Consider the following 11,141-nt stretch of genomic DNA (forward strand, 5'->3'; position numbering starts at 1 on the left):
GTCGTGGGTGATGAAGTCGTCGATGTTGATCTCGCCGTTCATGTAGCGCTCCACGTAGCCCGGCAGCTCGGTCCGCCCCTTCACCCCGCCGAAGGCGGAGCCCTTCCAGACCCGCCCGGTGACCAGTTGGAACGGCCGCGTGCTGATCTCCTCGCCGGCGCCGGCCACGCCGATGATCACCGACTCGCCCCAGCCCTTGTGGCAGCACTCCAGCGCCGAGCGCATGACGTTGACGTTGCCGATGCACTCGAAGGAGTAGTCGACGCCGCCATCGGTCAGGTCGACGATCACCTGCTGGATGGGGTCGCTGTACTCCTTGGGATTGACGAAGTCGGTGGCGCCGAACTGCTCGGCCAGTTTGAACTTCTCCGGGTTGACGTCGATGGCGATGATCCGCGCGGCCTTGGCCATCACCGCGCCCTGGATCACCGCCAGGCCGATGGCGCCCAGGCCGAAGACGGCGACGGTACTGCCCGGCTCCACCTTGGCGGTGTTCATCACCGCGCCGATGCCGGTGGTCACGCCGCAGCCCAGCAGGCAGATCTTGTCCATCGGCGCCGCCTTGGAGACCACGGCCAGCGAGACCTCGGGCAGCCCCGTGTACTCGCTGAAGGTGGAGGTGCCCATGTAGTGGTGCAGCATCTGGCCGTCCAGCGAGAAGCGCGAGGTGCCATCCGGCATCACGCCCTTGCCCTGGGTGGCGCGCACCGCGCTGCACAGGTTGGTCTTGCCCGAGAGGCAGAACTTGCACTGGCCGCACTCGGCGGTATAGAGCGGGATGACGTGATCGCCGGGCTTGACGCTGGTGACGCCCTCGCCCACCTCCTGGACGACGCCGGCCCCCTCGTGGCCCAGCACCGCCGGGAAGTTGCCCTCCGGGTCGGCACCGGAGAGGGTAAAGGCATCGGTGTGGCAGACGCTGGTGGCGGCGATCTTCACCAGCACCTCGCCGGCCTTGGGGCCCTCGACGTCGATCTCGACCAGCTCCAGGGGCTTGCCGGCTTCCATGGCGACGGCGGCACGTGACTTCATGGTGACTCTCCCCTCATTGCCGATATGCGGTCGCGCGTTAACGATAATTATTCTGCTGTCAGTCTAGGTGAGCTTAGGCGAGTCGATTGTTCGGCAGCAGCATAACTACGTTGCCGGTGGGCAACGCTGAGAGGAAGGGGGACATGGCGAGACGGGCGCGTGGGCCCACCAGCGCATCGGCAGGGTGCCGCGTGCCAGGGCCGACGCCAGGCCTTCGAGGTCGGCCGCGGTGAGCGACTCGAGGGCAGCGCGCTCTTGCTGCCAGGGGGCCAGGTGCCAGTCCGGGGGGGAGACGTTGTCAGACGATGTGCGGCGCAATGCCTGCCAGGCCCGCTCGATGGCCTCGTCATGGGTCTCCGGCGGTCCCTGCCGGGCAAGCAGGCCACGACGCAGCCGCTCCAGTTGTGGCGCATCCGGCCGGGCGAGCCTCACGGCCTCGGCGTCGAGAAACGCGAGGATGGCCTGACGCAGGGTCTCGACCGAGGCCTTGGGCGACTGCACGACATAGCCCAGTCTCGGCCAGCCCGACGATTCCCTGTAGCGTACCGCCGCGACATAGCCGAGGCCGCGCCGCTGGCGCATCTCCCGATGGAAGGCGGCGTCATGGCAGTGCGCCAGCAGCTGCAGCAGCCAGCGCATGCGAGGGCCGTCATCGACCCCTTCGACCTCCAGCAACAATGCACGGTCGTCTCCCTGCGGGGCCAGCCAGGTCATGTCCTGGCCATCGCCTTGCGGGACCTCGGGAGGCGGGGATGCGCGCCATGCGTGAGACAACCGCTCGGCGAAGCCGCGCGCCGTGCCCTGCGCCTCCGGGGCACTCATGTCGCCCCGGGCCCAGCAGAGCAGGGAGGGCATGGCACCGGGAGGGCACGGCGAAGGGCGTGTTGCCAGGCGGTCCAGCATCTGCTGGGCGAGCAGGCCGCGCGATGAGGCGGGACCTGTCGGCGCCGTCACGGCACTCGAGGCCATCCAGTCGTCCAGGGCCTGATCCACCAGCGAGGCGAGACCGGCGGGGCTGCCGCGGGCCATCAGCCAGTCCCCCCTGGCGTCACTGCCCAGGGTGAGCGCCTGGCCGCTGGCGCCGGCCGCCTGGCGCAGGGCCAGGGTCCGGCGCTGCCAGTCACGCAGACGCGCGTCATGCCCCGCTGCAGCGGCGGGCCACCCCAGGCACCAGCCGGTCTCACCCTCGCGGGTCGGCCAGTCCAGGCCATCCCACCACAGCGAGAGACGGGCATCCCGGTAGAGCAGCCCGGCTGTCGGCCGGTCGTCGGCCTCCTGGCCGACCGGCCGGTCAATCAGGTCCCCGCGTGGAGGAAGGGGGGCCGGTACCTCGGGCAGGGCCAAGGCGGGAGAGGGACAGGACAGGTCGAGGGGGCGCCAGGGGGTAGCGGTCTCTTCGGTCTGCCGCCAGGTTCCGGTGGGCCGTTCGGCGCCCTCTCGCCACAGCAGCCGACATTGATCCGGGGCGAGCCAGGCCGACAGGGGGCTGCGGTCCCGGGCCATGGGCGTGGAAGTGCTGGCATCGGGGCGAAGGCTCAGTCGTCGGGCCTGCTCCCGTGGCCAGGCATCGAGGTCGACCGCCCTTGCCGGTGGCGGGATGATGGCGGTACGCCGATATGCCTGCCGAAGGGCGCGCTGACAGGTGGCCACCAGCGGTGCGATATCCGCTGGCGGTTCCACGAGGTCGATTGCCAGGCACAGGGCCGGCCCGGTGCCCTCGGGGGCCGTGGAGACCACCAACTCCTGGACCCCATAGGCCCGCTGCAGGGTGGCGGTCAAGGCGCCGTCGTTCAGCTGGGAGGCAATCGCCTGCAGCGGGAGAGCGCAGGCATCGGCGGTGGTCCCGGGCAGTGGCCACAGCAGCTCCAGGGTGCCGGCAGCGGGCAGGCTCGGTTGACTCCGGGGGGGGTACCAGGCCACGCCGCGCGGCGTGGCCCAGCGCCAGCGATCCGGGGGCGGCGTGTCGGTCGTATCGGCAGCCGTCACCGGGAGCCGGCGGCCATGGCGTTCGAGCAGGCCAAGCTGCTCGTCCGTCGGCTGCGGGCCTAGCATCACCAGGGCCATCCGGCCGGCCCGGTAGTGGCGGGCATGAAAGTCACGCAGGCGGGCAACCAGTTCCCGATGGTCGCCGCCGAGGGTGTCCCGGTTCCCGGCGTGGCAGGCCGCGGCCGGATGGCCGGGGTCGAACAGCCGCCCCAGCGCGGCCAGACGATGCAACGCCGGGTCGTCCAGGCGGGCCCGGAACTCGGCCTCGAGCACCTCGACTTCGTCGGCGATGGGGCGAGGTTCGAGGCGGGGGAATCCGAGCAGGTCGACCAGTCGCGCCAGGCCGGCCTCGGCGGCATCTGCCGGAAGATGCAGGTGGACGTCGGTGACCCCTTCCCCGGTATGGGCATTGTAGCGCCCCCCCAGGGTGCCGACCCACCGGGCCAGCGCGCTCCGGCCGGGCCAGCGGCCACTGCCCAGGAAGAGCCCGTGTTCCAGCAGGTGAGCCAGGCCTCGGCAGTCTGGCGGGTCATCGAGGTACCCCACGCCGGCCGCGCCGACCAGTCGTGACTGGCGAGCCCGGGGGACCTGTGCCGCCATGATCCACAGGCCATTGGCGAGACGCCGTGACGCCACCCGGCTGTCGGGTGGCAGGCCGGCTGAAGCGAGGTCGGACTCAGCCTTGCCCATCGCCCTGCTCCACGAAGAATTGCAGCTCGGCCGCAATCATTCGGCAGCGATTGTGCGGCTGGCGAATGCCGTGCCCCTCGTCATCGAACAGCATGACGCGGGCCGGGACCCCGCGACGGCGAAGTGCCTCGGCCATGGCCAGCGTCTGTTCCGGCACCACCACGCTATCGCGGTTGCCCTGGAAGAAGATGACGGGCGTGGTGAAGGTATCGAGCCGATGGATCGGGCTGCGGACCCGCTGGGTATGCGCATCCCCGAGCAGCCAGTCGAGGTAGCCGGACTCGAAACGGTGGGTGCGGGTGGCCAGGTGCGGGGCATCGGTGACGCCATACAGGCTGGCGCCGGCCCGGAAGAGGGGGGAGGTCGCAAGCAGGTTGAGCACGGTGAAGCCACCGGCACTCTGGCCCCGCACGAACAGCCGATCGGGATCGGCCAGGCCACGGGCGACCAGTGACGTCGTCAGGGCGATCACATCCTCGACGTCGCTGCGCCCCCACTCGCCGGCCAGGCGCTCGCGGTAGGCCCGTCCGGCATTGCCGCTGCCGCGGGGGTTGATGTCGGCCACGGCGAAGCCGTGCTGCGTCCAGTAGTGGACCAGCGGATCGAACACCGGATAGGAGGCCGAGGTGGGGCCGCCATGCACGCGAACGATCAGCGGCGGCGGCCGTGTCGAGGCGGCGGAGGCATAGACGAAGGCCGAGACGCGTTCGCCGTGGGCCACGGTGGCCTGCAGCGTCCGTGGCAGGGGGGGATGCTCGGGGGTGGGCAGCGCGAAGAGCGTTTCCTCGGCATGGGTCGTGAGGTTCACACGCGACAGGCGCGCCGCGTGCCGTGCCCCCTGGGTAATGGCGTACAGCCAGCCATCGGCATGCGCCAGGCCTACCAGTCGACTGGCGTCGCGCAGGATAGGGGCGTGTTCACGCCCCTGCCCATCGGTGACCCGTATCCGGGCTGCCCCCTCCTCGAAGGCCATCAGCACGCCTTGGTCGCCGGTGGGCCACAGGTGCTGGCACTCGCCGAGTTGCCAGGGAGTGGACGCGTGGTCGGCCTGGCGCTTGCCGAGGCGCCGGACGTCGAGTGCGCCGGCACGGCCGGTCACCCGATACGGCTGCCACCAGCCCCCGTGGTCGCTGAGCACGATGAGCCCATTGGCCGCGGTGAAGCGGGGCTGGGTGATGGCGGCGCCGGCATCCCAGTGGGTCAGGTCATGCAGCCTGCCCCGGGCGTCCAGCCGTGCCTGGCGCAGGCGCGAGCGCTGCCAGGGCATCACCCCGAGATCCCATTCGACCCAGGCGAGCCGGGTGCCGCAAGGGGAGAGCGCCGGTGCACCATAGAAGTCGGCGCCGGCATCCAGCACCTGACGGTGTTCTCCATCCAGTGCGACCAGGCGCTGGCTGGCGTCGCGGCCATGACCGCTTTCCTCCACGGCGAGCAACCGCCGGCGGTGCGGGTCGGGGGTGAGCCCGCCATAACGGTTGCCGTGGCGTGCCCACCAGGGCCGCGCCTCACCGCCGCTCAACGGCTGGCGATGGAGGGTCTGGCTGTCGGCCTCGACGAAGATAGCGTGCTCACCCAGGCAGGCCAGGGCACCGCCGCCATAGCCGTTGAGACGACTGGCGATATCGAGGTGCTCGGGGCTCAAGGGTCGCGGCCGGCCATCCTCGAGCCGGTCATGCCACTGCCATAGCCGACGTCGTCCCGTCTCGGGGTCGGCCGCCAGCCAGAGTACGCCTCGGGCGGCGGCATGCAGGTCCGCCAGGCCATCGGCGGGCAGCACCGCACGGCGCAGCAGGTCATCATGCGGCTCGCCGGCCGGAGGAAGCGTCATGTACGGCAGAACACCCTCGATTCATGGACGTTGCGTGGCGTCAGCTCCCGGGCCGAGCGGGTGTCGCCCTCTGCCTCGCGGCGGGCGGCCTCGACCAGGTGGTGGTCCGGCGAGAGGTCGCACACCGGGTCGGTGGCGGCGGGATCGCCGGTGAGCAGGTAGGCCTGACAGCGACAGCCGCCCACATCCCGGTGGCGCTCGTCACAGCTGCGGCAGGGCTCCGACATCCAGGCGTCGCCGCGATAGCGGTTGAAGGCCTCGCTCTCGTACCAGATCTCGCGCAGCGGGCGCTCGCGCACCGTGGGGAAGCGCATCGGCAGCATGCGCGCACTATGGCAGGGCAGCACGGCGCCGTCCGGCGCCACGGTCATGAAGATCGCCCCCCAGCCGCCCATGCAGGCCTTGGGGCGGTCGGCGTAGTAGTCGGGCACCACGAACAGCAGCCGCATGTCGCGTCCACGCTCGGCCAGGCGCTCCCGCCAGCGTGCCGTGGTGGCCTCGGCGGCCTCGAGCTGGGCCGCACTGGGCAGCAGCCCGGCGCGATTGAGGTGAGCCCAGCCGTAGAGCTGGCAGTTGGCGAGTTCCACGGCATCGGCGCCGAGCTCGTCGCACAGGGCGATGATCTGGTCGAGTCGGTCGATGTTGTGGCGGTGCAGTACCACGTTGAGCACCATGGGATAGCCGGCGGCCTTGACGGCCCGCGCCATGGCCAGCTTCTTCCCGTGGGCCTTGCGCGAGCCGGCCACCGCCGCGGCGACATCGGGGTCGGAGGCCTGCAGGCTGATCTGGATATGGTCGAGCCCCGCCTCGCGCAGCGCCGCGATGCGCGACTCGTCGAGTCCCAGGCCGGAGGTGATCAGGTTGCTGTAGAACCCCAGTCGACGGGCCTCGGCCACCAGGGTCTCGAGGTCCCGGCGAACCAGTGGCTCGCCACCCGAGAAGCCCAGTTGCACGGCCCCCATGGCCCGGGCCTGGGTCAGGGTGTCGATCCACTCCGCGGTATCGAGTTCCTCCTCGACCGCGGCGAAGTCCAGCGGATTGGAGCAGTAGGAGCACTGCAGTGGGCAGCGATAGGTCAGCTCGGCGAGCAGCCACAGCGGGGCGCCGGTCTGGCCGTCGAGAGTTATGGTGTCGGTGCGGTCAGTCATGATGGATCCACCCTTGTTGCGCGGCGTCGACCATGAAGTCGTGGACGTCCTCGGCGATGGCCGCGGCGGGGGCCTCGGGGTAGCGCGCCTGCAGGGTGGCGATCACCGCGTCCACGTCCCGTTGCCCATCGAGCTGGGCGAGGATGGCGCCGGCGGTGTCGTTGAGCTGCACCATGCCCTCGGGATAGAGCAGCACGTGACGCTGCTGGGTCTCTTCCCACTGCAGGCGCCAGCCGGGGCGCAGGCGGCAGACGCTGCGACCGTCGATGGGTAGGTCGTTCATGACAGCCCCCGGTGGTAGACGCGTTGGTCGGTGATGCTATGGTAGGGCGCCCGGTCGAGCTGGTAGGCCAGGGTCATGGCGTCGAGCATCGACCAGAGCACGTCGAGCTTGAACTGCAGGATCTCCAGGGCACGTTGCTGGGCGGCGGCGGTGGTGCAGACCGCCAGCGCCACCTCCAGGCCGTGTTCGACATCGCGCCGCGCCTCCTTGAGGCGCTTGCGGAAGTAGCCATAGCCGGCCGCGTCGATCCAGGGGTAGTGGGTCGGCCAGGTATCCAGGCGGCTCTTGTGGGCCGCCGGGGCGAACAACTCGGTGAGCGAGGAGATCGCCGCCTCCCGCCAGTCGGCACGGCGCACGAAGTTGACGTAGGCGTCCACGGCGAAGCGCACGCCGGGCAGCACATGCTCCTGGGACCAGAGCTCGTCGCGGCTCAGCCCCACCGCCTCGCCCAGGGTCAGCCAGGCCTCGATGCCGCCGCCATCCCGGCCATGTCCGTCATGGTCCAGAAGCCGCTGGATCCAGCGCCGTCGCGTGGCGGCGTCGGGACAGTTGGCGAGCAGGGCAGCATCCTTCTGGGGAATGTTGATCTGGTAATAGAAGCGATTGGCGACCCAGCCACGCAGCTGATCGGGGGTGGCACGCCCCTCGGCCATGTCCACCTGATAGGGATGGTGGATGTGGTAGTAGGCCCCCTTGGCCATCAGGGCCTCCCGGAAGGCCTCGGGGCTCATGGCCTCTCCCGACGAACTCGCCAGCGGCGAGGCGATGCGTGTCATGTGTGGCTCCTCTGTCGTCGTGGCCGGATGCATCACGACAGCGTCAGGAATGGCAGGAAGCAGAACTCCGGTCCCTGACGTTGAGACGCGGCTGGTTCATCCGGGTTCACACTTCCAGCCGCAAGCCGTCGAAGGCGACCTCGACTCCCTGACGGGTCAGGGTGGCACGTTCCTGCGAACCCTCGTCGAGGATCGGGTTGGTGTTGTTGATATGGATCAACACCCGACGGGTGGTGGCCGGCAGGGCCGCGAGCTCGGCCAGCAGGCCCCGCTCGCCGGACAGTGCCAGGTGGCCCATGTCGCGGCCGGTGGCCTGGCCGACACCGGCACGCAGCAGTTCGTCGTCACGCCACAGGGTGCCGTCGACCAGCACGCAGTCGGCTCGGCGCAGGAAGCCGCGTACCCGGTCGTCGAGCTCGCCGAGTCCGGGGGCATAGAAGAGGGTAGTGCCTCGGCGGCGATCCTCGACCAGCAGTCCGATATTGTCGCCCGGGGTCGGGGCGCCACGACGCGGGGAGTAGGGCGGTGCATTGCTGGTCAGCGAGATGGCGGTAAAGGTCAGGCCGGGGCACGCTGGCACCTCGAAGGTGGCCTCCAGGTGCTCACCGTCGACCGCGATGGGATGCCAGGCCAGGCCGCCCTGCCAGTGCTCGAGCATGGTGAACAGCGGAAAGCCACTGCTCAGGTCCTGGTGCACATTGGGGGTGCACCAGACGTCCAGGGGGCAACCCTCACGCAGCGACAGCAACCCGGTGGCATGATCGATCTGGCCGTCCACCAGCAAGACCCCCGCGATGCCGCTGTCCCTCGGCACTCGCCTGGGATGCAACTCGGGGTTGCTGGCCAGTTGGCTGCGGATGTCCGGCGAGGCATTGCACAGTAGCCATTGCTCGCCGTCGCTGCTGATGGCGATCGATGACTGGGTGCGCGGCGTTGCCTCGATGCTGCCCTGTCGAACGCCGTGGCACAGCGTGCAGTTGCAGTTCCATTGTGGAAAGCCGCCTCCCGCCGCCGCACCGAGCACCAGTACCTGCATGGATATCTTCCTGTCCCAAAACGAAAGGGCTGACGTCCCTAGCTAGGGACGTCAGCCCAAGGTGTGACGCCACGTCGAGCGTGGCTTCAGCGATTGGAAATATACAGCGTCACTTCGAAGCCTAGCCGCAGATCGGTATAGGCGGGTTTGGTCCACATGAGACACCTCCATGAGATGGGTGGATGTTGCTGGGCGTTCATCCCTCAGTAAAGCACAGGACAATGACGCCACCTTGCTACGAAAGTCGCATGTCTGGCGTCCGGCCGCGAGCTGCCGGCGACCGGCGCCGTGCGAGGCGCGTCCTGGTGGGGCTTACCCGGGCAGATGGCATGATTGTTGCCACAGAGAAACACTCTTTTGACCGCATGCGGGTACTGAATTCGTCATGGCCAGGGCTAGTGGCATCCACAGATGTGCTAGACCTTCATGTGTCACTGCCTGAAACAGGACCATAACCACAACGAGATGTGCCGCCACCCAGGGCACACCTTTCAGTGCAACGGAGACAACGCCATGCTTCGCTACCCAGGTCTCGTGATGACGGCTGCCGGGTTATTGGCCGCATCCTTGGCGCATGCCAACCAGAACCAACTCGACCTCCAGCAGAACCCCGACTTCTGGGCCACTCAGCTGGGCAACTATCAGGGCAATCGCTTCAGCCAACTGGATCAGATCAATCGCGACAACGTCCAGGACCTTCGTGCGCAGTGGCAGTTCTCCACCGGCGTGCTGCGCGGACATGAGGGCGGGCCACTGTATGTCGGCGATGGACGCCTCTACATTCATACGCCCTTCCCCAACAAGGTCTTCGCCCTGGACCTCGAGGACGAGGGGCGCATCGTCTGGAGCTACGAGCCGGACCAGGACTCCCGGGTCATCCCGGTGTATTGCTGTGACACGGTCAACCGCGGGCTGGCCTATGCCGACGGGAGGCTGTTCCTCAACCAGGGCGACAATACGGTCATCGCCCTGGATGCCGAGTCGGGGGAACTGCTGTGGGAGGCCGAGAACGGCGACCACACCCAGGGCGAGACCATGACCATGTCACCGCTGGTGGTGCACGACAAGGTGATCGTGGGCAACAGCGGCGGCGAGTTCGGCGTCCGCGGTCACCTGACTGCCTACAACGTCGAAACCGGCGAGATGGAGTGGCGGGGCTACTCCAATGGCCCCGATGACGAGGTGCTGCTCGACCCCGAGACCACCACCATGCTGGGCGAGCCGGTCGGCGAGGCCGATCTGGGCGTCTCCACCTGGCCTGAAGGTGAATGGGAACGCGGTGGCGGTGCCCCCTGGGGCTGGGTTACCTATGACCCGGAGCTCGACCTGATCTATTACGGGACCGGCAACCCCGGCACCTGGAACCCGGAGCAGCGCACCGTCGATGGTGAGCCCGCCGACAACAAGTGGGCGATTACCATCTTCGCCCGCGACCCCAACACCGGGGAAGCCAAGTGGGTCTACCAGAAGGTGCCCTTCGACGAGTGGGACTATGACGGCGTCAACGAGAACCAGCTGATCGACGTCGAGTTCGAGGGCGAGCAGCGCAAGGGGCTGGCGGTCATCGACCGTACCGGCTTCGGTTTCCTGATGGACCGCGAAAGCGGCGAACTCCTGGTCGCCGAGAAGTTCGCCCCCGAAACCAACTGGGCGGACAGCTATGACCTGGAGACCGGCCGGCCCAACGTCAATGAGGAGTACAGCACCTTCCGGCAGGGGGTCGACGTCAACACCACCGACATCTGTCCCACCGCCATGGGCGCCAAGAACATGCAGCCGAGTGCCTACTCCCCCGAGACCGGGCTGCTCTATGCCGGCATCAATCGCATCTGCATGAACTACGAGCCCTTCGAGACCGAATATGTCGCCGGCCAACCCTATGTAGGGGCGACCCTGACCATGATGCCCGCACCGACCCAGGAGGGTGACATGGAAGGTCGCATGGGTAGCTTCATCGCCTGGGATCCGGTTGCCGGTGAGACCGTCTGGGAGATCGACGAGCGTTTCGCCGTCTGGAGCGGTGCCCTGGCCACGGCCGGTGACCTGGCCTTCTACGGCACCCTGGAGGGGTATGTCAAGGCGGTGGACATCGAAACCGGCGAGGAGCTGTGGCGCTTCAAGACGCCGTCCGGGATCATCGGCAACGTCAACACCTTCCAGCATGAAGGCAAGCAGTACATCGGCGTCCTGTCTGGGGTCGGCGGCTGGGCCGGTATCGGCCTCGCGGCGGGTCTCGAGGATCCCGAAGAGGGGCTGGGGGCTGTGAGTGCCTTCTCCGCTCTCAAGGACTATACCGAGTTGGGCGGGATCCTGACCGTATTTGCCCTACCGGATGCCTGATCGTTCGCTCGGGTCCCGTCGA

General features: G+C 68.5%; 9 protein-coding genes. 1 reads left to right on the plus strand and 8 read right to left on the minus strand.

The annotated features are described in order from the left end of the window. The 8 genes from QLQ86_RS08240 to pqqA all read right to left on the minus strand — a co-directional run. On the minus strand, nucleotides 1-1,032 hold a 1,032-nt coding region (locus tag QLQ86_RS08240; RefSeq protein ID WP_282816537.1), incomplete at its 3' end, for an S-(hydroxymethyl)glutathione dehydrogenase/class III alcohol dehydrogenase. Nucleotides 1,033-1,137: 105 nt separating this feature from the next. Next, complete coding sequence (locus tag QLQ86_RS08245) at nucleotides 1,138-3,708, minus strand: insulinase family protein (RefSeq protein ID WP_282816538.1); 2,571 nt, start codon at nucleotides 3,706-3,708, stop codon at nucleotides 1,138-1,140. Continuing rightward, nucleotides 3,695-5,536 carry a S9 family peptidase gene (locus QLQ86_RS08250; RefSeq protein ID WP_282816539.1) on the minus strand — a complete coding sequence of 614 codons (1,842 nt, stop codon included), beginning with the start codon at nucleotides 5,534-5,536 and terminating at the stop codon, nucleotides 3,695-3,697. The genes QLQ86_RS08245 and QLQ86_RS08250 overlap by 14 nt, the downstream gene beginning before the upstream one ends. Continuing rightward, on the minus strand, nucleotides 5,533-6,684 hold the full coding sequence (gene pqqE, locus QLQ86_RS08255) for a pyrroloquinoline quinone biosynthesis protein PqqE (protein ID WP_282816540.1): 1,152 nt from the start codon (nucleotides 6,682-6,684) through the stop codon (nucleotides 5,533-5,535). The genes QLQ86_RS08250 and pqqE overlap by 4 nt, the downstream gene beginning before the upstream one ends. Further along, nucleotides 6,677-6,967, minus strand: coding sequence for a pyrroloquinoline quinone biosynthesis peptide chaperone PqqD (gene pqqD / locus QLQ86_RS08260; protein ID WP_282734285.1), 291 nt, complete (start codon nucleotides 6,965-6,967; stop codon nucleotides 6,677-6,679). The genes pqqE and pqqD overlap by 8 nt, the downstream gene beginning before the upstream one ends. Next, a complete protein-coding gene (gene pqqC / locus QLQ86_RS08265) occupies nucleotides 6,964-7,743 on the minus strand; it encodes a pyrroloquinoline-quinone synthase PqqC (RefSeq protein WP_282816541.1) in 780 nt (259 codons plus the stop codon). The genes pqqD and pqqC overlap by 4 nt, the downstream gene beginning before the upstream one ends. Nucleotides 7,744-7,849: 106 nt before the next feature. Continuing rightward, the gene (pqqB, locus tag QLQ86_RS08270) at nucleotides 7,850-8,779 is read right to left on the minus strand and encodes a pyrroloquinoline quinone biosynthesis protein PqqB (RefSeq protein WP_282734283.1); all 930 of its coding nucleotides are present in this window, start codon (nucleotides 8,777-8,779) and stop codon (nucleotides 7,850-7,852) included. Between the two features lie 86 nt (nucleotides 8,780-8,865). Further along, on the minus strand, nucleotides 8,866-8,937 hold the full coding sequence (pqqA, locus tag QLQ86_RS08275; RefSeq protein ID WP_081786101.1) for a pyrroloquinoline quinone precursor peptide PqqA: 72 nt from the start codon (nucleotides 8,935-8,937) through the stop codon (nucleotides 8,866-8,868). A gap of 409 nt (nucleotides 8,938-9,346) precedes the next feature. Between pqqA and QLQ86_RS08280 the strand changes: the two genes are divergently transcribed. Beyond that, nucleotides 9,347-11,119, plus strand: coding sequence for a methanol/ethanol family PQQ-dependent dehydrogenase (locus QLQ86_RS08280; RefSeq protein WP_282734282.1), 1,773 nt, complete (start codon nucleotides 9,347-9,349; stop codon nucleotides 11,117-11,119). The last annotated feature ends 22 nt before the right edge of the window (nucleotides 11,120-11,141 follow it).

The organism is Halomonas rhizosphaerae (assembly GCF_030012485.1).
GTDB lineage: Bacteria > Pseudomonadota > Gammaproteobacteria > Pseudomonadales > Halomonadaceae > Halomonas > Halomonas rhizosphaerae.

Bases quoted from the DNA above. Each gene is read 5' to 3' on its own strand.
- QLQ86_RS08245 (WP_282816538.1), bottom strand. From the start codon at position 3,708: ATGGGCAAGGCTGAGTCCGACCTCGCTTCAGCCGGCCTGCCACCCGAC.
- QLQ86_RS08250 (WP_282816539.1), bottom strand. From the start codon at position 5,536: ATGACGCTTCCTCCGGCCGGCGAGCCGCATGATGACCTGCTGCGCCGT.
- pqqE (WP_282816540.1), bottom strand. From the start codon at position 6,684: ATGACTGACCGCACCGACACCATAACTCTCGACGGCCAGACCGGCGCC.
- pqqD (WP_282734285.1), bottom strand. From the start codon at position 6,967: ATGAACGACCTACCCATCGACGGTCGCAGCGTCTGCCGCCTGCGCCCC.
- pqqC (WP_282816541.1), bottom strand. From the start codon at position 7,743: ATGACACGCATCGCCTCGCCGCTGGCGAGTTCGTCGGGAGAGGCCATG.
- pqqB (WP_282734283.1), bottom strand. From the start codon at position 8,779: ATGCAGGTACTGGTGCTCGGTGCGGCGGCGGGAGGCGGCTTTCCACAA.